Annotated in this window: 23 protein-coding genes; 14 read left to right on the top strand and 9 right to left on the bottom strand. The window is 34.2% G+C overall.

What is annotated here, in order from left to right; genetic code table 11:
- Window positions 1–240 precede the first annotated feature (240 nt).
- From FOF46_RS17560 to FOF46_RS17545, 4 genes are all read left to right on the top strand, one after another.
- Window positions 241–615, top strand: a complete 375-nt coding sequence (locus FOF46_RS17560) for a hypothetical protein (RefSeq protein WP_143917358.1) — start codon at window positions 241–243, stop codon at window positions 613–615.
- Between the two features lie 231 nt (window positions 616–846).
- Complete coding sequence (locus FOF46_RS17555; protein ID WP_143917357.1) at window positions 847–1,749, top strand: histone deacetylase family protein; 903 nt, start codon at window positions 847–849, stop codon at window positions 1,747–1,749.
- A 61-nt stretch (window positions 1,750–1,810) separates the two neighbouring features.
- On the top strand, window positions 1,811–2,161 hold the full coding sequence (locus FOF46_RS17550) for a DUF2116 family Zn-ribbon domain-containing protein (protein WP_109437935.1): 351 nt from the start codon (window positions 1,811–1,813) through the stop codon (window positions 2,159–2,161).
- Between the two features lie 133 nt (window positions 2,162–2,294).
- Window positions 2,295–2,864, top strand: coding sequence for a hypothetical protein (locus FOF46_RS17545; RefSeq protein WP_143917356.1), 570 nt, complete (start codon window positions 2,295–2,297; stop codon window positions 2,862–2,864).
- 8 nt (window positions 2,865–2,872) lie between these two features.
- On the opposite strand, the gene FOF46_RS17540 is transcribed toward FOF46_RS17545, so the two are convergent.
- On the bottom strand, window positions 2,873–3,343 hold the full coding sequence (locus FOF46_RS17540; RefSeq protein ID WP_109437933.1) for a CBS domain-containing protein: 471 nt from the start codon (window positions 3,341–3,343) through the stop codon (window positions 2,873–2,875).
- A 225-nt stretch (window positions 3,344–3,568) separates the two neighbouring features.
- On the opposite strand from FOF46_RS17540, the gene FOF46_RS17535 reads away from it, so the two are divergent.
- The 4 genes from FOF46_RS17535 to FOF46_RS17520 all read left to right on the top strand — a co-directional run bounded on the left by FOF46_RS17535 (window position 3,569) and on the right by FOF46_RS17520 (window position 7,402).
- Window positions 3,569–5,959, top strand: a complete 2,391-nt coding sequence (locus FOF46_RS17535) for a M28 family peptidase (RefSeq protein WP_143917355.1) — start codon at window positions 3,569–3,571, stop codon at window positions 5,957–5,959.
- A complete protein-coding gene (locus FOF46_RS17530) occupies window positions 5,952–6,317 on the top strand; it encodes a hypothetical protein (RefSeq protein WP_109437931.1) in 366 nt (121 codons plus the stop codon). Before FOF46_RS17535 ends, FOF46_RS17530 begins: the two co-directional genes overlap by 8 nt.
- A gap of 2 nt (window positions 6,318–6,319) precedes the next feature.
- Window positions 6,320–7,129 (top strand): Rossmann-fold NAD(P)-binding domain-containing protein, encoded by an 810-nt coding sequence (locus FOF46_RS17525; RefSeq protein ID WP_143917354.1) that lies wholly within the window; start codon window positions 6,320–6,322, stop codon window positions 7,127–7,129.
- 84 nt (window positions 7,130–7,213) lie between these two features.
- Window positions 7,214–7,402 (top strand): hypothetical protein, encoded by a 189-nt coding sequence (locus FOF46_RS17520; RefSeq protein ID WP_143917353.1) that lies wholly within the window; start codon window positions 7,214–7,216, stop codon window positions 7,400–7,402.
- A 111-nt stretch (window positions 7,403–7,513) separates the two neighbouring features.
- Here the strand turns inward: FOF46_RS17520 and FOF46_RS31645 are convergent, their stop codons facing one another.
- The 4 genes from FOF46_RS31645 to FOF46_RS17505 all read right to left on the bottom strand — a co-directional run bounded on the left by FOF46_RS31645 (window position 7,514) and on the right by FOF46_RS17505 (window position 11,388).
- Window positions 7,514–7,666, bottom strand: coding sequence for a hypothetical protein (locus FOF46_RS31645; RefSeq protein ID WP_160114282.1), 153 nt, complete (start codon window positions 7,664–7,666; stop codon window positions 7,514–7,516).
- Between the two features lie 280 nt (window positions 7,667–7,946).
- Window positions 7,947–8,693 (bottom strand): succinate dehydrogenase/fumarate reductase iron-sulfur subunit, encoded by a 747-nt coding sequence (locus FOF46_RS17515; RefSeq protein WP_109437928.1) that lies wholly within the window; start codon window positions 8,691–8,693, stop codon window positions 7,947–7,949.
- A 7-nt stretch (window positions 8,694–8,700) separates the two neighbouring features.
- The gene (locus FOF46_RS17510; RefSeq protein ID WP_109437927.1) at window positions 8,701–10,716 is read right to left on the bottom strand and encodes a fumarate reductase/succinate dehydrogenase flavoprotein subunit; all 2,016 of its coding nucleotides are present in this window, start codon (window positions 10,714–10,716) and stop codon (window positions 8,701–8,703) included.
- A 12-nt stretch (window positions 10,717–10,728) separates the two neighbouring features.
- Window positions 10,729–11,388: a succinate dehydrogenase cytochrome b subunit gene (locus FOF46_RS17505; RefSeq protein ID WP_109437926.1), complete on the bottom strand. Its 660-nt coding sequence runs from the start codon at window positions 11,386–11,388 to the stop codon at window positions 10,729–10,731.
- Window positions 11,389–11,594: 206 nt separating this feature from the next.
- Between FOF46_RS17505 and FOF46_RS17500 the strand changes: the two genes are divergently transcribed.
- Window positions 11,595–12,740: a methionine aminotransferase gene (locus FOF46_RS17500; protein ID WP_143917352.1), complete on the top strand. Its 1,146-nt coding sequence runs from the start codon at window positions 11,595–11,597 to the stop codon at window positions 12,738–12,740.
- A 2-nt stretch (window positions 12,741–12,742) separates the two neighbouring features.
- Here the strand turns inward: FOF46_RS17500 and dinB are convergent, their stop codons facing one another.
- Window positions 12,743–13,849, bottom strand: a complete 1,107-nt coding sequence (dinB, locus tag FOF46_RS17495) for a DNA polymerase IV (protein ID WP_255412248.1) — start codon at window positions 13,847–13,849, stop codon at window positions 12,743–12,745.
- A gap of 115 nt (window positions 13,850–13,964) precedes the next feature.
- Between dinB and FOF46_RS17490 the strand changes: the two genes are divergently transcribed.
- From FOF46_RS17490 to FOF46_RS17470, 5 genes are all read left to right on the top strand, one after another.
- Entirely contained in the window at window positions 13,965–14,624 is a 660-nt protein-coding gene (locus tag FOF46_RS17490) for a Rossmann-fold NAD(P)-binding domain-containing protein (RefSeq protein WP_143917351.1), read from the top strand.
- Window positions 14,625–14,627: 3 nt separating this feature from the next.
- The gene (locus FOF46_RS17485; RefSeq protein ID WP_109437923.1) at window positions 14,628–15,095 is read left to right on the top strand and encodes a CYTH domain-containing protein; all 468 of its coding nucleotides are present in this window, start codon (window positions 14,628–14,630) and stop codon (window positions 15,093–15,095) included.
- A gap of 138 nt (window positions 15,096–15,233) precedes the next feature.
- Window positions 15,234–16,139: a hypothetical protein gene (locus FOF46_RS17480; RefSeq protein WP_143917350.1), complete on the top strand. Its 906-nt coding sequence runs from the start codon at window positions 15,234–15,236 to the stop codon at window positions 16,137–16,139.
- Window positions 16,140–16,450: 311 nt separating this feature from the next.
- Entirely contained in the window at window positions 16,451–17,356 is a 906-nt protein-coding gene (locus FOF46_RS17475) for a hypothetical protein (RefSeq protein ID WP_143917349.1), read from the top strand.
- 80 nt (window positions 17,357–17,436) lie between these two features.
- On the top strand, window positions 17,437–17,967 hold the full coding sequence (locus FOF46_RS17470; RefSeq protein ID WP_407933698.1) for a YciI family protein: 531 nt from the start codon (window positions 17,437–17,439) through the stop codon (window positions 17,965–17,967).
- Between the two features lie 94 nt (window positions 17,968–18,061).
- On the opposite strand, the gene FOF46_RS32345 is transcribed toward FOF46_RS17470, so the two are convergent.
- From FOF46_RS32345 to pbpC, 3 genes are all read right to left on the bottom strand, one after another.
- Window positions 18,062–19,060 carry a GEVED domain-containing protein gene (locus FOF46_RS32345; RefSeq protein ID WP_262713257.1) on the bottom strand — a complete coding sequence of 333 codons (999 nt, stop codon included), beginning with the start codon at window positions 19,058–19,060 and terminating at the stop codon, window positions 18,062–18,064.
- Window positions 19,061–19,270: 210 nt separating this feature from the next.
- Window positions 19,271–20,341 carry a trypsin-like serine peptidase gene (locus FOF46_RS17460; protein ID WP_143917346.1) on the bottom strand — a complete coding sequence of 357 codons (1,071 nt, stop codon included), beginning with the start codon at window positions 20,339–20,341 and terminating at the stop codon, window positions 19,271–19,273.
- A 184-nt stretch (window positions 20,342–20,525) separates the two neighbouring features.
- Window positions 20,526–22,877, bottom strand: a complete 2,352-nt coding sequence (gene pbpC, locus FOF46_RS17455; protein ID WP_143917345.1) for a penicillin-binding protein 1C — start codon at window positions 22,875–22,877, stop codon at window positions 20,526–20,528.
- Window positions 22,878–22,879 lie beyond the last annotated feature (2 nt).

Below are 22,879 nucleotides of genomic sequence, written 5' to 3'. Positions count from 1 at the left end.
TTGTGGGGGAATCATTAAGAAAAGGAAAAATTAAAAAGGACTAATAACAAAATTTAACTATTATTGCAAGATCTCTCTTAGTGGCACCATTTGACCGAAATAGGTGGCACAGTCACTCCGAAATAGCCATTTGAAGCTATATTAACGCAAAATATCACTTCCAATACACCAAAACTTGTTGCATATATAGATGATAATCCTGTTACTGATGGAATCAATCCATCAAAAAATGCCATAAAAGTGACCGAATTTGCAGAATGTCAATATTGGGGTTCTACTATTGTAAATAAATTTGGTCAAACAATTAGCTTTGACGAAGGACGATTTTTTAGTATAGACTTTTTTTCGCCAAGGCCAAAGGGAATGATTACATTAAAATTTCAAAAAGGTGTTGAAAAGGATTTTATCTATTCAGGAAAAGCAAATACATGGCGCACAGCTATTTTTAATTTTTCGGACACTCCAAAATCTACTACTTCAGTTAAAATTGATATCTTTTTTGATGTTAGAGATCACACGAAACCCTCAAAAAACTATTCCGACAATTTATCCGAAGAAGTTTATTGGTTCGATAATGTAGTACAAAGTAAACGTAGAATACGTCGAAAGAGATAAAGAGTTATATTTTGTGATTTTCTCTCTAAAAACACAATACAAACACTATTCAATATCTTTATAATCTACACTTTTGTATAAGTGTTCATTAAAAATCTGGCATTATCATCTTATGATATATTGGTGCCATCTCGGTTGTGATTTTTTTGAGTTACATTTGGCAGCTAGTTTTAAATTTAAAAAAAACCATAGATATTAACTTAAAAGCTGTGGTCAATTAACAGTTTTTTTATGCTCAAAATAGCCTACCATCCTATTTATACACACCCTCTCCCAGAGAAGCATCGTTTTCCGATGATTAAATACGAGCTATTACCAGAGCAATTGCTTCATGAAGGAACCTGTAGCAAGGAAAATTTTTTTAAACCCGAAATCCCAAATCCCAAATACATTTTGGCTGTGCATACTGCTGCTTATTATGACAGTCTTGTTTCATTGTCTTTATCACCCAAAGCCGTTCGTAAAACTGGTTTTCCACTATCTAAAGCCTTAGTCAATCGTGAAGTAATCATTGCTGATGGCACTATAAAAGCCTCAGAATATGCTCTTAAACATGGTATCGCTATGAATATAGCTGGCGGTACTCATCATGCATATACCGATCGAGGAGAAGCATTCTGTTTACTCAACGATCAAGCAATAGGATCAAAATATCTTCTACAGCAAGGTTTAGCAAAAAAAATACTGATTGTAGATCTCGATGTACATCAAGGTAATGGAACAGCAGAGATATTTGATAATAACCCTTCTGTGTTTACTTTTTCGATGCATGGAGCCAATAATTATCCTTTCAAAAAAGAAAAGTCAGACCTGGATATTGACCTTCCTGATAAAACCGACGATCAAGCCTATCTTAAGATTCTAAAAGAAAGGTTCCCCAAACTTATAAAAGATCAACAACCTGATTTCATCTATTATCTCTCTGGTGTAGATATATTAGCTACAGATAAGTTAGGAAAGCTGGGGTGTACTATTGATGGCTGTGCAGAACGAGATCGATTTGTACTGCAAACCTGCAAAGATCTTAGCATTCCCGTAATGTGTTCTATGGGAGGTGGATATTCTCCAGACATTAAAATCATTATTGAAGCACATGCTAATACCTTTAGATTAGCTCAAGATATTTTCTTTTAAAACATATTAGTCATTTGTAAACGGATATTTATCGTATATTCGATTCTCAATTTTCTTTTCTATGCAAAAAGAATGTCCTGTCTGTGGTGATAAAATCGTAGGTCGTGCAGATAAAAAATTCTGTAGCGATTACTGTCGTAATGCTTATAACAACCAGTTAAATAAGGATAGTAAAAATCTAGTACGTAATATTAATAATCTATTGCGTAAAAATTATCGCATTCTGGGAGAACTTAACCCTAAAGACAAAACAAAAACAACCAAAACAAAACTTATTGCAAAGGGTTTTGATTTTCAACACTTCACAAGCATTTATGTTACCAAAACTGGTAACACCTATTATTTTGTATATGATCAAGGCTATCTTCCTTTAGAAAATGAATTCTATGCTTTAGTAAAACGAAATAGTTAATATGCATCCTCTTATTTACACTGTACGAACATCAGAAGACGCTATGTTTTATATTATTTTATTTGTCCTCATAGTTATAGCAATAGTAGCCGTTACATTCTATTTCAGTAAACGAAATAAAATACTTAGAAGCATGAAAAAAATACCTTCTAAGCAGATACAATTAGCAAAAGAAAACGAGTACCTTAAGATTATAGGAAAAGCCCATTGCATTGACACGCCATTAATTTCTCCTATAAGTAAAAGAAAATGTGTTTATTACCAAATCAAAGTAGAAGAAAGAAGTGGAGGAAAAAATAAATCCTGGCATACTATTATTAATGAAGAAAAAGCCGTTGATTTTAGTATTGAATCTTCTGGTGAAAAAGCTATCGTTCAGGCTTATTCTTCTTCAAATTATAAAATGGTCCATCTTGTAAAAGATGTTAAACGTGAATCGGGTATATTGAATGATCCTCCAAAATTTTTAGAAAACTATCTCGCTTCTCATGGTAAAGATAGCACTGGTTTTTTTGGTTTTAATAAAACAATGCATTTTCAAGAAGGAATTATAGAAATAGGCGAAGAAATTTCTGTTTTGGGTACAGCAAATTGGAAAGTATCTGACCACATGTTTGACAAATACTCTACTCAAAATCTATTTATATCTGGTAATAAAACAAACAAGCTATTAATTACAGATGACCCAAAAGCAAAAGTGTAAAGATTACACTACTTCTCCCACCAATTTTGACTATTCAATTTTAGTGCTGCTTTCATAACATCTTTCTGACTAATCTGGCCAACTAGCTTACCGTCTTCAAGAATCGGAAAACGTCTTCTCTTTGTTTCGATAAATTTATTTGCTGCGTCAAAAATATTAACATTTCCATCTATAGTCTCGACATCTTTAACCATAAATTTTTCTACTGTTGCATCATCAATAGGCATATTGTAGTATCGACTTTCATTGAGCTGTTTTATACAATCTCCTTCAGAAATTATACCTAACAATCGATTACTGTCATCTACAACAGGTCCTCCTGATATTTTATACTTTACCAAAGTCTCGATGACCTCCATTACAGACTGATTAGGACTAAATGTAATCAGATCTCTTGACATATAATCCGAGACTTTTATCGGACTCTCATCTTGCTTCTTCGTTTTGGAACGGGCTCCTTGAAAACTGATTATCCCCATAATATTTAATGATTTAGTGAATCTTAAATATAGTGATTCTCAATAACTTATTCAAGTACTATTTTAAGTTTTACGTTCTTAACTCCCTATTTTTAATGCATTCATAATTATTTCATTCTAATTATTAAATCCCTTGATACATTAAAAGTTAATATTCATTTCATTTAGCATTAGTTTAATAATTGTGGCTTATTTCTTACCTTTAGCATAAATCAATACACACACATGAGAAAGTTTTCCTCTTTACTTACGTTTCTCCTTATCATTATCTCATTAATCTACACCTTTTACAGCAGCAAACCACAACGAATAACCGATCTTGACACACCAAAACAAGAGTTCTCGACACTCCGAGCTTTAGAACATGTAAAAAACATCGCTAAAGAATGTCATTATTTGGGCAGCGCAGCTCATGAAGAAACTAAAACGTATATCATAAATGAGTTAAAAAAGATGGGGTTACAGCCAGAAGTCCAAAAAGGAACCTCTGTTTCTAAAACTGGTAGAATAAGTAACCCTCAAAACATTATTGCCAAAATTAAAGGTAGTGATAATACCAAATCCTTAGTCTTAATGTCTCATTATGATAGCTCACCACACTCCTCATATGGCGCTAGTGATGCTGGTAGTGGCGTTGCCACAATTTTGGAAGGAATACGAGCATATTTGGCAACAAACAAAGTCCCAAGAAATGATATTATTATCTGTATAACTGATGGAGAAGAACTAGGGCTTAATGGCGCCGATCTCTTTATTAAAAAACACCCATTAGCTAAAAATGTAGGACTTGCCCTTAATTTTGAAGCCAGAGGAAGTGGAGGAAATTCTTATATGCTTATCGAGACAAATGGTAAGAATGGAAAAATGATCAGTGAATTTTCTAAAGCCGGAGCATCATATCCCGTAACCAATTCTCTGGCATACAGCATTTATAAAATGCTACCCAATGATACTGATCTTACAGTATTTAGAGAGCAAGGAGATATTGAAGGGTTTAATTTTGCTTTTATTGATGATCACTTTGATTACCATACTGCTAATGATACTTGGCAAAACCTTGATCAAAATACATTACAACACCAAGGAAGCTACTTAATGCCACTACTCTCCTATTTCTCTCAAGTAGATTTAACCAATCTAAAATCGGATCGTGATTATATTTATTTTAATGCACCTGTTTTTAATCTTATCAAATATCCTTTTAGTTGGATATTTGTACTCCTTGGCATTGCTATCTTTCTATTTATAGGATTAATTTTCTATGGTAAAATCACCTATCGAATTGATTTTCCTACTGTTTTTAAAGGTTTTGGTTTGTTCCTTTTGGTATTGAGTATTACGGGACTCTTATCTTTTGGTATGTGGCAATTAATTAAACTTGTTTATCCTCAATATAAAGAAATTCAGCATGGGTTTACCTACAATGGATATGTTTATATTTCTGCTTTTATCTTATTTGCGGTAGCCGTTTGTTTTAAGGTATATGCCAAATTTAAAACTCCTGTAAAAACACCGAGTTTAATGATTGCACCTTTATTTATATGGCTTGTGGTTTCTACCATGTCTGCAGTATACCTTAAAGGAGCTAGTTATTTTATAATTATAGTATTCTTTGGGCTAATTTCATTATTCGTTCTCATTCGACAAAAAAGGCCAAATCCATTTTTAATGGTAGTTTTGGCTGTGCCATCTATTTTTATTTTATCACCATTCATCGCTACTTTTCCTGTAGCCTTAGGTCTTAAGATTATCTTTATTTCTTCAATTTTATCAGTGTTATTATTTGGTGCGTTACTCCCCGTATTTTCATTTTATAAAAGAAAAAATCTGTTAGGAAATCTTGCTTTATTATTCACATTGGTTTTTCTGATTATTGCGCATTTTAAATCCGATTTTACAGAAGAACGTCAAAAACCAAACAGTTTGGTTTATGTTTTGGATATAGATCAAAATAAGGCAGTATGGGCTTCTTATGATAATATTCTTGATTCCTGGACAAAGAATTATATTAACCCCGAAGAAAATATTGCAGAAGCATATAATGCAAATACGTTACAAAGTAAATACGGAAGAGCTTTTACCTATGCTAATCAAGCACCACTAAAAAAAGTACCACAACCAAGGTTGGATATCAGTAAAGATACCATTATAGGTGACCAGAGACATCTGGATTTGTGTATTGCTCCTCAAAGGGATATCCAAAGAATCGATCTATATACCAAAACACTGTTTAATTTTGATGCATTACATATTGATGATGAAACTGCTCTGGATTTTAATTATTCTGACAACAATACCTATAATGCATTTACAAAAAGATGGAGTCAAAATCTACTCACTTATTTTGTCAGCAAAAATAAACCACTGGAACTTCGAATGAGATTTCATAAAGATTCATTACCCGAGTTTATTTTATACGAATCTTCATATGATCTACTTAAAAATGAACATTTCTCCATTCCTACAAGAGAAAAAGATATGATGCCTAAACCTTTTATTTTAAATGATGCTGTGGTCATCAAAAAAAGTTTTGCCATAGAAAAATATAAAGAAATAAAAGTGGATAATGCCGTTATCGATTCCGTTTCTCCTGCTCAGACTACTACTAATGAATAATTCTATTCTAAGGCAAGTAACTGATATCCAAGTGCAAGCTGATCGGTTAATAAAAGAAAAAGTCAGTCTTGAGCAAATTTCACAATTTGCTCAATATTCAGATGAAATAAAATCTTTTCTATTGAGTATAATTAAAGATGATTTTGTATTAAATTATATTAATGAAATACCTGATCTAAATCTGGAAGAAGAAATAAAACCTTCAGGAGTTATAGGTATCTTAGCTCTAATTTTTGGAGGTATAGGAGGCTCTTATTATAATGAAAAACGAAAAATAGATAATGCCAAAAATAACATTAGAGAAATTAGAAATAAGTATGCCTCTGCCGAATTTATGCTTAAAAATTACTTCAATTAGAAATGAATAAACAGATTAGCATTCTAGGTACAGGGTGGTTAGGATTACCTCTCGCAGAAACTTTAATAAAGGAAAAGTATATAATAAAAGGCTCTACTACTTCTGAAAACAAATTACTGTACTTAAAGAATAAAGAGATAGATGTATATTGTATTTCCCTCTATGAATCGGGACCAGCGGGTGATATTATTTCTTTTTTAAAAGGAAGCACAACATTAATCATCAACATTCCTCCCGGTTTAAGGAGAAACCCAGAAGTTAATTTTGTAGCAAAAATCCAAAAACTTATTCCATTTATAGAAGAGAGTGATATTCAAAATGTTCTTTTCGTGAGCTCTACGTCCGTTTTTGCTGATTTAGATGGATTTCCTTTAGTTTCTGAAGAAACTACACCAAACGCAACTTCTAACGCTGGAAAACAGCTGTTTCAGGTTGAAAAACTACTGCAAAACAATCAAAGTTTCAAAACTACCATAATACGGTTTTCAGGTTTACTGGGGCCAGATCGACATCCTGCCCATATGCTATCTCGCAAAACAAGTATTAAAAACCCAAAAGCACCAGTAAACCTTATTCATCTTAATGATTGTATTGGTATTATCAAAAAGATCATCGAAACCCATAGTTGGAATACCGTATTTAATGCATCGTACCCTGATCATCCAGAAAAAGCAATCTATTATGAAAAAGTATGTGCTCAAATGGGATTACCCAAACCAGATTATGATTTCGAAACCCCTTCAAAAGGAAAATTAATTGATTCTAAAAAACTGATTTCACAACTCTCTTATCAATTCACTAAAAATATATAACATTTGTATACTATACATTTTTAGCTTAAACTTGAAGTACAATTGATCAAATCAAGTAAAATCACAGAACTAAAATTCAAAATTATGAAAAGACAAGTAAAGAATACTGCAATTGATAATTTTACTAATTATGAAGTAAACAATTTATCAAGCATTTTTGGGGGGAACAGCACTATTGGTGGTGATCTTGATATGAACACGAGTATAGAACAAGGTGGAGTTATAAATGCTGCAATAGGAAAAGGAAACACAGCTGAGACTAGTATAGGATGAATGAAATAAGTCATTTTGAAGATATGTAAAAAGCCCTCTGAAGAGAATCTTCAGAGGGCTTTTTAATATAATTAGTTCAACGAACCAATCACAACTATCTAAAAAAAGAAATTATTCTTCCGAAGGGAGTTTCTTTTCCTTTGTAATTGTAATTTCTGAAAGAGATGGCCTAGTCTCTGTTCCTCCAACTACTGACCGTAGAGATTTTTTAGAGATAATACCAATTTCTTCTTTTTTAATAGTATTAATTAATAATTGATTCATATTCTTTTTAATTTATTGTAATTACCTACTCTCTTAAAGGCTTTTCGGTTTACGCCTAATACATTGTTTTGATTGATCGATCAAAACTTACCTAATCTTGTTAAAAAATTCTTGACAATGCTCTGACAATTATAGTCTTTTAAAAAAAATTGGAGTTCTGCATATTTAGAAAGTTGAAGATCTAGAACTCATTTTTGGAACTACAATAATTACGTGTATAAAAAAATCCAAACCCCTTATAAAGGTTTGGATCTTAATTTATTTAGAAAAGTTGTTTTTATTATCCTTTCAAACTTGCTGATAAGTATTCACGATTCATACGTGCAATATTTTCTAACGAAATTCCCTTTGGACATTCGATTTCGCAGGCTCCAGTATTGGTACAGTTACCAAAACCTTCTTCATCCATTTGATTTACCATTGCTAATACACGATCTGTAGCTTCTACTTGTCCTTGAGGCAACAATGCAAACTGAGAAACTTTGGCAGATGTAAACAACATTGCTGAAGCATTTTTACATGCTGCTACACAAGCACCGCAACCAATACAGGTTGCAGCTTCGAATGATTCATCGGCATCATCTTTATTTACAGGGATTGCATTTGCATCAATCGTATTACCAGAAGTATTTACAGAAATGTATCCTCCAGCATGCTGAATTCTATCAAATGCACTTCTATCAATCATTAAATCCTTTACTACCGGAAATGCTTTTGCTCTAAATGGTTCGATATAAATGGTATCTCCATCATTAAACTTACGCATATGTAATTGACAAGTAGTTACCAAACGATCAGGTCCATGCGGTTCTCCATTAATTTGTAATGAACAAGCACCACAGATACCTTCTCGACAATCATGATCAAATACTACCGGCTCTTCTCCTTTAGTAATGAGTTGTTCATTTAACACGTCTAACATTTCTAAAAAAGACATGTCTCCTTCAATTCCTTTCACTTGATAGTCTACTATCGCTCCTTTTGAGGTAGCGTCTTTTTGACGCCATATTTTTAGTGTAAGATTCATAGCTTTTTTATTTATAAGAACGTGTTTTTAATTCAATATTTTCGAAGACCAAATCTTCTTTATGCAACTTAGCATCTTTAGGTTCTCCTTTGTATTCCCATGCAGACACATATTTAAAGTTTTTGTCGTCTCGCAGAGCTTCACCTTTTTGCTCTCCATCCTGCTCTACCGACTCTTCTCTAAAGTGTCCTCCACAAGATTCATTACGATCCAAAGCATCTTTTGCAAACAACTCTCCTAATTCTAAGAAATCTGCAACTCTTCCTGCTTTTTCTAATTCTGGATTCATGCTATTTGCTTCTCCAGGAACTTTTACATTTTTCCAGAAATCTTCACGTAATGCTGCAATTTCTCCAATCGCTTCTTTTAGTCCTTTTTCATTACGAGACATTCCGCATTTGTTCCACATGATCTTACCTAATTTCTTATGGTAATAATCTACAGAATGTTCTCCAGATCCGCTCATTAATTTTTCGATACGATCTTTAACATCTTTCTCTGCCTGATCAAATTCTGGTGTATCTGTTGGGATTTTTCCGGTACGGATATCATGAGATAAATAATCTCCGATTGTATATGGTAATACAAAATATCCATCTGCCAATCCTTGCATCAATGCTGATGCCCCTAGTCTGTTTGCACCATGATCAGAAAAATTCGCTTCTCCAGCTGCATAACACCCAGGCACAGTAGTTTGTAAGTTATAATCAACCCATAATCCCCCCATTGTATAATGTACTGCGGGGTAAATCATCATTGGAGTTTTATATGGATTCTCATCAACGATTTTTTCATACATCTGGAATAAGTTACCATACTTATCTTCGATAACTTTTTCTCCTAATTCCCGAATCTGATCTGCTGTTGGATTATGCATTCCAGAAGTCAATGCTTTTTCTTTTCCGTATCGTTGGATAGCTGCTGCAAAATCAAGATACACAGCCTCTCCCGTTTTATTTACACCAAAACCAGCATCACAACGCTCTTTGGCTGCTCTAGATGCCACATCACGTGGTACCAGATTACCAAATGCAGGATAACGACGTTCTAGGTAATAATCTCTCTCTTCTTCTGATAGTTGTGTTGGTTTTAATTTACCAGCTCGTATTGCTTCTGCATCTTCTACTCTTTTTGGCACCCAAATACGTCCATCATTACGTAATGATTCTGACATTAACGTTAGTTTAGACTGATGATCTCCCGAAACCGGAATACACGTTGGGTGAATCTGCGTATAGCAAGGATTTGCAAAGAATGCTCCTCTACGGTGTGCTCTCCAAGCTGCCATTACATTACTTCCCATTGCATTAGTACTCAAAAAGAATACATTTCCGTACCCACCAGTAGCCAAAACAACCGCATGAGCAGAATGTCTTTCTATTTCTCCGGTAACCAAATCACGTGCTATAATCCCTCTTGCTTTGCCATCGATTTTTACTAAATCCAGCATTTCGTGACGGTTAAATGCCTGTATCTTTCCTCTATTAATCTGGCGATTCATTGCAGAATACGCTCCTAAAAGTAATTGCTGACCTGTTTGTCCCTTGGCATAAAATGTTCTGGACACCAAAACTCCTCCAAAAGAACGATTATCAAGTAATCCACCATATTCACGAGCAAAAGGAACTCCTTGTGCAACACATTGATCGATGATATTTCCAGAAACCTCGGCTAATCGATATACGTTTGCCTCACGAGATCTATAATCTCCTCCTTTTACTGTATCATAAAACAAACGATAGTTAGAATCACCATCTCCCTGGTAATTCTTAGCGGCATTAATTCCTCCTTGAGCAGCAATCGAGTGTGCACGACGAGGGGAATCCTGATAACAAAATGTTTTTACATTATAACCAAGTTCAGCTAGAGTTGCTGCCGCACTTCCTCCCGCTAATCCTGTACCGACAACAATAACATCAATGTTACGCTTGTTAGCGGGATTAACCAGGTTAATTGTGTTTTTATGTTTTGTCCACTTATCTGCCAGTGGACCTTCAGGTATTTTAGAATCTAAAATTGACATACTGTGGTATTTTTAATGAGTAAAATGTAACGCTATAGCTACAATAATAAATCCTAAAGGGATTACAATTGAAAAAGCTTTGGCAAACTTAGTTGCTCCTACTGAATATTTATTGTTAAATCCAACAGATTGAAACGAAGAGGCAAACCCATGCCATAAATGAAGCGCTAAAAACACAAATGAAAGTATATATACCCCAGTACGCACCGGGCTTTCAAATCTATGCAACAATTCTGTATAATATCGTGTTGGGTCCTCTGGCGCAAAATCTACATATTTATGAACCATCTCTGGAACCCAGAAGTCATAGAAATGTAATCCTAAAAATGCAAGAACTACTAATCCAGAATAAATCATATTTCTAGACATCCACGAAGCATTTGCTCCTCCATTATACTTAGCATACTTTACCGCTCTGGCATTTCTGTTTTTAATTTCTAAAATAAAACCCATTACAAAATGAAAAACTACTCCAAAAATCAATACCGGTTGCAATACAAATTGAACTAACGGATTTGTACCCATAAAATGAGATAATTCGTTAAAGGTATCTTCGCTGAAAATTGAAGTGAAATTGATAGTAAAGTGTTGTAATAAGAAAAAAACTAAGAAAAGTCCCGAAAGTGCCATGGCAACTTTTCTAGCTATTGAAGATTTTATCAATCCACCCATTATTTAAAATGTTTAATTAGTTGTTCAACAAAAATAGGGCTCAGTGCCATTTTAGCCAAGTTTTAGCTTGTGTTTATTTCACTATTTATAATGAATATAAAAAAGAAAAAACTTTGTTTACTATTCTTCACTAAAACGTTTGAAATCTATAATTAACTTTAAACAAAAAACAATACTTTTTTTTACAATAATGTTAATTTTACCCTATGAAAAATATCAATTCTAAGCTTCCTGAGGTTTCTACCACCATATTTACTGTAATGAGCACTTTAGCTAATACATATGGGGCAATAAATCTATCTCAAGGGTTTCCAAATTTTGAAACCGATAAAGGTCTTATTGACCTTGTGACTCTTGCAATGAAAAAAGGCCACAATCAATATGCTCCAATGCCAGGATTATTATCTCTTAGAGAAATAATTGCTCAAAAAACGAACACGCTATATCAAAGCAATTATAACCCCAACACAGAGGTTACTATAACCTCTGGCGCTACACAAGCTATTTTTACTATCATTTCGGCATTTATACGTCCTAATGATGAAGTAATTATTTTTAAACCAGCTTATGATTCTTATGAACCTTCTATTGAGTTATTTGGAGGAACGATCGTTCCCATACAACTATCAATGCCTGATTTTACTATAGATTGGCAAGAGGTAGCTACAAAAATCACTTCTAAAACCAAAATGGTGATTATTAATTCACCGCATAACCCCAGTGGAAGTATTTTATCTAAAGAAGACATGCTGCAATTAGAAAAACTATTAGAAGGCACTGATATTATTTTATTGAGTGATGAAGTCTATGAGCACATTATTTTTGATGGCCTAGCGCATCAAAGCGCTGCTAAATTTCCAGGATTAGCCGAGCGTTCTTTTATCACAGCTTCTTTTGGAAAAACATTTCATACCACAGGGTGGAAAATGGGTTATTGTCTAGCTCCCAGGGAATTGATGGCAGAATTTAGAAAGGTTCACCAGTTTAATGTCTTTTGTAGTAGTCATCCTATGCAATATGCTTTGGCTGAGTATTTAAAAAATGCTGACACCTACCTTTCTCTCCCAAATTTTTATCAAGAAAAAAGAGATTTGTTTTTATCTCTTGTTAAAGATTCCAGGTTCTCTTTTACTCCAGCATCAGGAACCTATTTTCAGTTATTAAAATATTCAGCAATCACAGATGAAGGAGATGTGGCTTTTGCTGAAAGACTAACCAAAGAACATAATATCGCTTCAATACCAGTTTCAGTCTTTAATTTAAACCAACAAGATGATAAGGTTTTGCGATTTTGCTTTGCAAAAACTGAAGATACTTTAAAACGTGCTGCTGAGGTTTTATGTAAAATTTGAATCTAAAAATCAAACCGTAACTGTATAATCTCTACTTCTTCTTTTTCCTTTTCTTTTCTTTTTTCTTTACCTGTATTGAGATTAGACAGTGAAATCCCTAGTAAACGTACAGAATCTCTCATTTTCTCCTGATATAATAGCTCTCTTGCTGTTTCTAACAAAATATCAGCATCACTAACAAAATAAGGTAAAGTTTTACTTCGTGTTTGAAGGCTAAAATCACTATACCTAATCTTCAATGTAACCGTTCTGCCAGAAACTTTGTTATTCTTTAGACGTTTTTGTAATTCTTCGGCAATATTTTCTAACCGCTCCAGCATATAAATCTCTGAAGCTATATTTTCACTAAAAGTACGCTCCGCTGCAAGAGACTTACGTTCTCGATTAGGTTTTACTTCGCTCAAATGAATTCCTCGTACAATTCTGTAATAATGCCCTCCTGATTTACCAAAGTGCTGGGTAAGAAATTCTTCAGATTTAGATTTTAAATCTTTGCCTGTATAGATTCCCATTTGATACATTTTGGCTTGAGTTACTTTACCTACGCCGTAGAACTTTTTAACATCTAACACTTCCAAGAACTCAATTACATCTTCGGGGTTTACTGTTTTTTGTCCATTGGGTTTATTATAATCACTAGCAACTTTTGCAATAAATTTATTTATGGATATCCCAGCAGAGGCTGTTAAGCCCACCTCATCAAAAATCTGCTTCCGTATTTGTTGGGCAATTAATGTCGCACTCGGATTTCCTTTTTTATTCTCTGTAACATCCAGATAAGCCTCATCCAGTGATAACGGTTCTACTAAATCTGTATACTCAAAGAATATTTTACGAACCTGAGACGAAATCTCCTTATATCTATCAAATCGTGGCCGAACAAAAATGAGATCAGGGCACAATTTTCTTGCTTTAAATCCTGGCATGGCAGACCGCACACCAAATACGCGAGCTTCGTAACTGGCTGCACTTATTACTCCGCGCTTGCCTGCTCCTCCTACTGCCAAAGGTTTTCCTCTAAGTTTGGGGTCATCCATTTGCTCAACAGAAGCATAAAATGCATCCATATCTACATGAATAATTTTTCTATGTGCCCTTACTTCTTCCACAATACAAAAATAATAGATATTGGTGATTCAAATTATAATATCTTTATCGTATGTTTAATTTGTCTATGATGCATTAATTTCTCGTTTTTAAAGAACCTAAAATCTAACCCTTTTAATGAAAACAGCTATCATACTGGGCGCAACCGGACTTACGGGAGGAGTTTTATTACAAAAACTTCTTCATGACAATAGGTATGACAAGATCAAGCTTTTTTCAAGAAAGAGTGTTAATATATCCCATCCAAAAATAGAAGAATATTTGATTGATATGTTTCAATTAAACGATCATTCCAAAAATTTTACTGCAGATGAAGTCTTTTGTTGCATTGGGACTACAAATGCCAAAACCCCAAATAAGGAGTTATATCATAAAATTGATTTCGGAATTCCAGTAGATACAGCTCAACTTTGTTTGAAAAATAACATTAGTACTTTACTGATAATCTCGGCATTAGGTGCCAATCCAAAAAGTCGAGTCTTTTATAATCGTACCAAAGGTGAAATGGAAGAAAGAGTTCTTGCTTTAGAAATTCCAAAAACCCACATTTTGCAACCTTCGCTTATTGGAGGAAAAAGAAATGAAAAAAGACCAGGAGAGTATTTTTTTAAGCAAATCATGAAGGTTTTTAATCCACTACTCATAGGTGCAATGAAAAAATATCGTACTATTGATCCTGAAACGATCATTTCATCTATGATTTGGTTGGCAAATCATAAGTTTGATCAAAAAAGAATTGTCTCTGATGAAATATATACAATCGCCAAAACTAAATAACTCATGATCGAAATAGAACGTAAGTTTCTGGTCACATCCGAGAATTTTAAAAATGAAGCTCAAAAAAGTACTCGAATCGTCCAAGGATTCCTTAATACACATCCAGAACGTACTGTTAGAGTTAGAATAAAAGCAGAACAGGCTTTTATCACCGTCAAAGGAATTGGTAATGCATCTGGCACTTCTCGGTTTGAATGGGAAAAAGAGATTTCTGTCAAAGAAGCAGAACAACTTTTACCCTTATGTGAAAAAGGAATAATTGAAAAAATTCGATACGAAATACCTTCTGGACATCACACTATAGAAGTAGATGTCTTTTCTGCAGAAAACAATGGTTTAATTCTTGCAGAAATCGAACTAAGTGATGAAAATGAATCTTTTCTTAAACCTAATTGGATTGGAAATGAGGTCACGGGTGATTCTCGATATTATAATTCTCAATTAAGTAAAAAACCATATACATTATGGTAAAAAAGTAAGCGTTTTAAGTCTTTCACATTGATTAACAAAGTATTAAAAAACCTTAACAAAAGTGTAACATAAATTGCTCGTAAGGCATAGTTTTTTAGTACGTCTAAGCGGACTTATTATTAACCAAAAATTACAATTATGTTACACAAATCAAAAAAATCCCTTCTGGGGATAGTACTATTTCTCTGCCCTTTTTTAACCATTCTTGCCCAAATTCCTGTTAATGGATTTTATCCCGAAAAAAACACATTTACAATTGCTCCTAGTTATGGATACAAGAGCTATGATCAATTTTACCGAGGTTCTACATTATCAGAAGGAAATCCAGCAGGTTTAGGAGAGATTTCTTCATCTATTTTCTCTTTTTATGGGCAATATGCCATATTAGACTGGTTATCGACTACGGTTACCTTACCATATATTAGTGTTGAAAGTGAGGATGGAGAACTTGATCCAATTCAAAACGTTGATCAGGTTGATGGTGTACAGGATTTAGGTATTTTTCTAAAAGCAAGAATTCTGGAAAAGAAATTCGACAATTCTTCAAAAATAAGCCTGGGAGGTGCTTCGGGAATGACATTTCCCGTTGGCAATTATGAAGGAGCGGGAGTACTTTCTCTTGGTAATGAAGCAACTACTGTTAATGGATCTGCTATTTTTCAATATTCTACTCCGATTAAAATTTTTAGCGAAATCCAATTAGGATATAGTCTTAGAAATAGTGACAACTTCGATATCCCCAATGCTATGTTATATAGTGCAAAAATTGGATATCATAATGAGTTTCTGTATCTACACGCTAGATTAGATATACAGGATTCTATGTCTGGATTAGATATAGGAACTCCAGAATTTGGTGCTGCAGGAGGTGCAGCTGTTCTTCCAGAAACAGAAGTGGATTTCACAAACCTCTCTTTTGATTTTTATGTCCCCGTATATAAAAATAGTATTGGTGTTTCTGCAGGTTATGGGACTACACTTGATGGAAGAAACTATAATAAAGAATCTGCAATCTCTTTTGGTTTAGTCTATACTGCAAGATAAATATCATATCTACATACATCATCTAATCATCGTCATAATCCATATGATGGTGATTAGATATTCATAGCACTACCATTCTTTGATGTTTATACTTTAAAAGTAAAAAAACTCGTATAGATAAAAAGGCTCACCTAGAGAAGAAAGCTACAGCTACCGTTAAACCTTAATGGTAAAACCGCACTTTATCGGTTAAATTTGTTTTTTGTGGATTTTTTTTATACTTTAAATTTTTACTTTCACATAATATTAACGCTTACAGTGTGCTAATTACGGGTTGATTTTCAGTCAGGCTAACCAATAACATAAATATTATGAACAACTTTACAAGCTTCAACAAGATGATTTTGATAGTATTTTTATTATCTGTTTCATCCATTACAGCCCAGACCATTATAAATGGTTTTTTTCCAAAAAAGAAGGATTTAACAATAGCCTCATCTTACTCCTATAAAAGTTATGACAACTTTTTTAGAGGAGAAACTGCTACCAAAAATAATCCTGCAAATATGGGTACAATATCATCCACGATCTATAGCGTTTATGGAGAATATGGAATTTTAGATTGGTTATCTACATCTGCGACTGTACCATACATATCTATTGAAAATGAAACAGGTGCCCTAGACCCGGTTCAGGGAACAAGTCAAGTTGAAGGTTTCCAGGATTTGAATGTCTTTCTTAAGGCTAAAGTTATCGATAAAAAATTCAACAATAATGCAAAAATTGCGCTGGGAGGTGCAACTGGTATTACTGTTCCTGTGGGAGGATATGAAGAAGCTGGGATTTTATCATTAGGTAGTGGTGCTACCGTTTTTGATGGTTGCGGATTTGTACAATTTACAACTCCGTCAAATCTATTTGTAGAGTTACAAGCAGTCTATAGCTTAAAAAACAATTCAGATTTTGAAGTTCCTAATGCTTTAATGTACAGTGCTAAACTTGGATATTACAATAAATGGTTTTATGCTCATGCCAAAATAGGTGTTCAAAATTCCTTAAGTGGATTTGACATAGGTTCTCAAGAATTTATAGCTGCCGGTGGTGCCAGAGCTTTACCCGAAACAGAAGTCGACTATACCAATCTTAATTTGGATCTATATGTTCCTGTATATAAAAATAACTTTGGGATTTCGACAGGATATGCTGTTAATATGGAAGGTAGAAATTATGATAGAGCATCTTCTTTTTCTGTAGGACTTGTTTATAAAGCTAATTAGAACATATAATATTACATTATAAAAACACGCTATCAAATCAGTATATTTGATAGCGTTTAATTTTATAAAAGATGTTTGTTATGAGTACAATACGAACTTCACTTATACCAAAGCTATTTGGTTTTCTTATGCTAATAGTATCTATATCTTGCCAACAACAACCCAAAGAACAACACGTTGAAAAAATAGATACTATTGTAGATGATGTAGAATCAATAAAACATTCTGCAAGGGCTATTAAAGAACAGTTACTAAAAGATGGGTTTGAAATTTTTGATTATGTAGATGAGGAAAGTGGTGACACTGTGATTATGCAACAATATTTTATAGCCTTCCTAAAAAGAGGGCCTAATCGTTCTCAAAGTAAAGAAGAAGCAGATAGTCTACAAAAATTACATCTTGGACATTTAGGCAAAATGTATAAAGAAGGGTTTGCTGATATTTCTGGACCTTTTGGAGATGATGGTGATATTCGAGGTATTACTATTTATAATACTCCTACACAACAAATGGCAGATAGTCTTGCCAATATGGATCCAATGGTCAAATCAGGGCGTTTAATTATTGAAATACATCCCTGGTGGGCGGCAAAAGGTTTTCCTTTGAGGTAATGAAAAATTAAAAAAGAGTGAGATTCCTAATTAAATCTAAGAATCTTCACTCTCTATTATAGTATTTTATGTATTATCCAGCCAAAAAATAACTTTATTGCTTCACAAAACGTTTAGTATATTGTTTATTTCCATCAGTAAATTTCAAAAAATAAACTCCTTGTTTTAAACCTCCGACATCAATCGCAGATTTATTTTGATCGGTTATCGTAATGATTGTTTTTCCTACAACATCTATCACAGAATATGAAATTTCTTTTGATTGTGTTTCAAAAGAAACATTAAGTATATTTCTGGTCACTGGGTTTGGATAAATCGATACACTATTCGTTTGTTTAGCAGTAGATCCTCCAATAACCACAGTATAATCTTCTACTTCTCCATAATTAAATGATCCACATGAAGAAGGAACGGTATTATATCGCATAATAACTCTCATTCTTGTAGCTCCATTAGTAGCCGATGATGGTACTGTAAAACTTCCGCTGACTGAAGCATCCTGGGTTGATGACTGTGACCAAACTTGCTCTCCTGCATCTGCAAAATCACCATCCTGATTATAGTCTATCCATACGCGATAGGCTTCATTATATGTTGTTCCGGGCCACGTTGGGGTCACAGTAATCGTATTTGAACTTCCTTTAGATAAATTTGTGGATTCTGATGTAAAATCATTGTATCCCCCATTTCCGGCAGCAGAAGTTTTATCAATAGATCCTAGTTGAACTCTACTGATATATTCTTCTGTTGCATTATTTCCATTTGCAGAACAATACGTAACACCTCCACTTGTAGTTGTTACATTAACTGTATTACTAAAGCCAGAAATATTTCCTGCAGCATCTTTCGCTTTTATTTTAAACTGATATGCTGTACCCGATGTTAATCCTGCAATATTTGCTGACGTTCCTGTTACTGAAGTCGTAATCGAGTTACCTTGATATACATCATACCCAGTTACACCTATATTATCTGTAGAAGCATTCCATGATAATGATAATGTTGTGGCTGTTACATTAGATGCTGTCAATCCTGAAGGCGCAGATGGTGCTTGTGTATCTCCCCCACTACCAGGATTAAAACCGTTAACTATCTTTGTAGTACAGCCAGGAGCTAACCATTGACAGATGTTTGGATATGTAACTGATAAACGGCCATACCAATCTCCTCTGTCATTACCACAAGCAGCATATCCACCATGTAACTGACCAACAATCCTTTTGTTTTGATCAAAAAGAGCAGAACCAGATGATCCTCCTTCGGTAGTCCCGTCATTCCAATCTGTAACCTGCCAATGTGAGGTTCATTGCCCTCCTAAATATCCAGAAATAGATGATGGGTCACTATCAAATGATATTTTCTTTACATCTCCGGCAGGGTGATGAATACCTGTGGTTTGAGTAGGAATACTTCCTGTAGCATCCCATCCTGAGTAATATACATTATAACTGGATGGTGGTGTAGAAGAAAGTCTTAATAATGCATAATCAGAACCAGAACCGCTATCCATCATCTGAGAACCAGATATAGATTGACTCGTTGAACCGTCAGAGCTACTACAACCAGGAGATTCATAATTAAATACAAAAACCCAGTTGGTCACATCACGACCAGCGGTACAATGATTCGCTGTTAAAAAATATGGCGTTTCATTATTTGCTGTATTATTGATTAAAGATCCTGAGCACCATCGGGTTCCGTTTCCTAATATTACTAATGCAACAGATCTAATTTGATCTCTCCATGGATCTCCTTCAGAGCAAACTACATTATTGTTACAAGACCCAGAACTACCAAAAGCCTTTGCCATTCCCATAATGCCCTTATAGTCATGAGCGACTGTAGAAATATTTAAATCAGGAAGTCCCTTAATACGTGCCGGCTGAAAATATTCAACGATAAGTTTATCCCCTTTTACAGGAGCTAAACCTAATCTTTTTGAATTTTTATTATTTGCAGATGTAAAGGCTCCCCGAACATCTGATTTATCCTCATTATAGATAAATAACTTAGCTCCTTCAGGAATTTGAAAACTTGAAAATGTAAGGTTAAGTGACAAGGCCCCCTTTGATTCAATCTCAATTAACCAGTATCGATCACCTTTAGAATTAGTATACCATTTCCCAGAATTATTTGGATTTAGGTTTGTTTCATGAGGATAGGCAAAGCGCATTGGTACATCTTTACTCGACTCAAGTTCATCTTCTTTTAAAAGCTTTGCTATATCCAGCCCAGGTAATGTTACACTAGGAATTTGTCTAGATTTCGCAATATTTTCATTTGAGAACGCTGGTTCTCCTCCTTGACCTATTTGCGAATAGGCACTAATGCTTGAACATATAGCTATGCCAAGCAATACAATTGTTTTTCTCATTGGTTTTAAGAGTTAGGTTTGTGTAATAAATTAAAAATTAGCTGGTTAATTCATAAAATACACTACTTAAGGTAAGAAGATAATTGTTAAATATTTAACACATATCCGTTTTTAACACAAATTTTAGTACTAATTTTAATTTAATTAAGAAAAAAACAATAATTTATAATACTACAGATAAACACTATTCCTTGATTTCTATGCTCCTTTTTAATTCATTTCCTTTTTCATCCAAAACGGTAATAATATGCATTCCTGGATTAGCGAATACAGGCATTTCATGAAATTGTTTTGTGGCACCAATAAAATGATCATCGATATACCAGAATACTTGAGTTTCTGGATTAGTATGTGCAATTTTAAACACAACCTCATTTGTCTTACCATCAAAACCTTTGGGAAGATACACACTACTATTGGGTTTTGGAAAAATAAAATCCATTCGGTCCTGAGACTCTTTTGTACAATCAGATCTATACAATGGTAATGATTTATAATCCGCATTATTAGTCTTATAAAAGTACTCTTGTAAGGGAGGTAATACAAACCAGGGTGTATGAGTCATATTAGCTACGGGTTCACAAGAGGAATTTACTCTGTATTGTCTAGTTGCATCTAAATGAATTAATTGATGATAAGGACACGGATTCGTTCGATCTCCCGAAATTGGCACATACATTTCTTTAGTTGGGCAATTATTCCCTGCCAAAAACCCACTTTTAGAACAAACCTTTACTTGAACCAAATCATCATACGGAGTCAAAAACCACTTTGAATTGGGTAGCAGATTATACACATCAAATAACACTGGTGCAGCTGCATTTAGCCCTGTTAATTCTGGTCGTCCTTCTCCGTCGGCGTTACCAATCCAAACACCAACAACATACTTTTTGCTACTTCCTATCGCCCAAGCATCTCGATTACCAAAACTAGTTCCTGTTTTCCAGGCAATCTTTTTTGAGGAGTCATAAAATTCCCATGCTTCATCTCCTTCTGGCCTATTTACTTTTTTCATCGCCTCAAAAGTTAACCAGATACTTCCGGCACCAAATACAGATTTTTGTTGTGTTTTTTTTCCAAAGTCAACCTTCTTTTCTGCTAAGATGATTGGTTCTGTAAATTCTTTGGTGAAATATTCACTAGAAGTATCCTGATAATGATTTAATGTTCCAGCAAAACCTGCATATGTTTTACATAAATCCCATAGGTTACCCTCGGCACCACCTACAATAAGAGATAATCCATAGTGATCTGCACTATACTTTAAATCCTTAATTTTAAAGGCATTCATTTCATCTCTGAATCGCTGCAATCCGTATTGTTGTAACAATCGAACTGCAGGAATATTTAATGACCGTGCCAATGCTCTATTGGCTGGGGCGGCACCGCTATAGCTTTCATCAAAATTCTTAGGGCTATACCCAGAAATTACAGTAGGTATGTCTGAAACCAGTTGCTCTGGTAACAATTCACCCTTATCCATCATAGCTGCGTATAATAATGGTTTTAATGTACTTCCTGTACTTCGCCCTGCCTGAATAATATCTACGTCTTTCTGATGGGCTTTATCTGTAGAGGTATTACCCACATAGCTCAACACTTCTCTAGTATCAACATCCAGTACCAAAACAGCCATATTATGTACTTCATTTTGTTTTAATACTTCGTAATGTTTTTGTATAACCTGATTAACTTGTTTTTGCAGTATTGGATCAATGGTTGTCTGGATTCGTTCTCCATTATATTTTTTTGCTAGTCTTTCTAATAAATGTTTAGCGGTTTGCGGTAGAAAATATGGTTTCTTAGGTAATTCTTCGCTTATGGATAGCTCATAGGTTAAAGAATCAATAGTACCTTCTTGCAATAGCGTATGTAATAATCGATTTCTCTTTTGTTGTAAACGAATTTGATTTTTTCCGGGATAGATTAATGAAGGGGCATTAGGCAAAACAGCCAATGTTGCACTTTCTGCCCATGATAATTGATGTGCTGGTAATCCAAAATACCTCCACGACGCCATATCAATTCCCACAACATTTCCTCCGAAAGGAGCGTGAGAAGCATATAGTTTTAGAATATTTTCTTTAGAAGTTCCTAATTCTAGACGCGTTGCCAATATTAACTCTTTTAACTTTTCAAAATAAGTACGTCTCTTACCTTTTCGAGCAAGTCGAATTACCTGTTGTGTAAGTGTACTTCCGCCGCGAACAACCCTACCTGCTCTAATATTCTCGCCAATAGCCTCAACCATGGCCACAGGATTAAACCCAAGGTGTAGGTAAAACTGTTGGTCTTCAAAAGCAATAATACATTTTTCGAATTTTATGGGAACACTATCGGTTTCGGGAAAACGCCATTGCCCATCATTAGCAATCTTGGCTCCTAGTAGTTCTCCATTTCTGGTTTCGATCACTGTTGCAGTTGGATCGCCAAATAAAGGCTTAGGTAATAAAAAATAATACCATACCAATACTACTCCCAGAAGAATGAAACGTTTTGGATGTCTTTTTATATAGGTTTTTAATTTTTGAAGCAATA

Origin of the sequence: Aquimarina algiphila (genome assembly GCF_007489275.1) — a bacterium.
Classification (GTDB): Bacteria; Bacteroidota; Bacteroidia; order Flavobacteriales; family Flavobacteriaceae; genus Aquimarina; species Aquimarina algiphila.
The sequence above is the reverse complement of the archived record's forward strand: the minus strand, read 5'-3'. Positions and strand labels throughout refer to the sequence as shown.

What these genes read in the sequence shown, in the direction of transcription:
- FOF46_RS17555 (WP_143917357.1), top strand. Translation starts at nt 847, where the DNA reads ATGCTCAAAATAGCCTACCATCCTATTTATACACACCCTCTCCCAGAG.
- FOF46_RS17550 (WP_109437935.1), top strand. Translation starts at nt 1,811, where the DNA reads ATGCAAAAAGAATGTCCTGTCTGTGGTGATAAAATCGTAGGTCGTGCA.
- FOF46_RS17545 (WP_143917356.1), top strand. Translation starts at nt 2,295, where the DNA reads ATGAAAAAAATACCTTCTAAGCAGATACAATTAGCAAAAGAAAACGAG.
- FOF46_RS17540 (WP_109437933.1), bottom strand. Translation starts at nt 3,343, where the DNA reads ATGGGGATAATCAGTTTTCAAGGAGCCCGTTCCAAAACGAAGAAGCAA.
- FOF46_RS17535 (WP_143917355.1), top strand. Translation starts at nt 3,569, where the DNA reads ATGAGAAAGTTTTCCTCTTTACTTACGTTTCTCCTTATCATTATCTCA.
- FOF46_RS17530 (WP_109437931.1), top strand. Translation starts at nt 5,952, where the DNA reads ATGAATAATTCTATTCTAAGGCAAGTAACTGATATCCAAGTGCAAGCT.
- FOF46_RS17525 (WP_143917354.1), top strand. Translation starts at nt 6,320, where the DNA reads ATGAATAAACAGATTAGCATTCTAGGTACAGGGTGGTTAGGATTACCT.
- FOF46_RS17520 (WP_143917353.1), top strand. Translation starts at nt 7,214, where the DNA reads ATGAAAAGACAAGTAAAGAATACTGCAATTGATAATTTTACTAATTAT.
- FOF46_RS31645 (WP_160114282.1), bottom strand. Translation starts at nt 7,666, where the DNA reads ATGAATCAATTATTAATTAATACTATTAAAAAAGAAGAAATTGGTATT.
- FOF46_RS17515 (WP_109437928.1), bottom strand. Translation starts at nt 8,693, where the DNA reads ATGAATCTTACACTAAAAATATGGCGTCAAAAAGACGCTACCTCAAAA.
- FOF46_RS17510 (WP_109437927.1), bottom strand. Translation starts at nt 10,716, where the DNA reads ATGTCAATTTTAGATTCTAAAATACCTGAAGGTCCACTGGCAGATAAG.
- FOF46_RS17505 (WP_109437926.1), bottom strand. Translation starts at nt 11,388, where the DNA reads ATGGGTGGATTGATAAAATCTTCAATAGCTAGAAAAGTTGCCATGGCA.
- FOF46_RS17500 (WP_143917352.1), top strand. Translation starts at nt 11,595, where the DNA reads ATGAAAAATATCAATTCTAAGCTTCCTGAGGTTTCTACCACCATATTT.
- FOF46_RS17490 (WP_143917351.1), top strand. Translation starts at nt 13,965, where the DNA reads ATGAAAACAGCTATCATACTGGGCGCAACCGGACTTACGGGAGGAGTT.
- FOF46_RS17485 (WP_109437923.1), top strand. Translation starts at nt 14,628, where the DNA reads ATGATCGAAATAGAACGTAAGTTTCTGGTCACATCCGAGAATTTTAAA.
- FOF46_RS17480 (WP_143917350.1), top strand. Translation starts at nt 15,234, where the DNA reads ATGTTACACAAATCAAAAAAATCCCTTCTGGGGATAGTACTATTTCTC.
- FOF46_RS17475 (WP_143917349.1), top strand. Translation starts at nt 16,451, where the DNA reads ATGAACAACTTTACAAGCTTCAACAAGATGATTTTGATAGTATTTTTA.
- FOF46_RS17470 (WP_407933698.1), top strand. Translation starts at nt 17,437, where the DNA reads ATGAGTACAATACGAACTTCACTTATACCAAAGCTATTTGGTTTTCTT.
- FOF46_RS17460 (WP_143917346.1), bottom strand. Translation starts at nt 20,341, where the DNA reads ATGAGAAAAACAATTGTATTGCTTGGCATAGCTATATGTTCAAGCATT.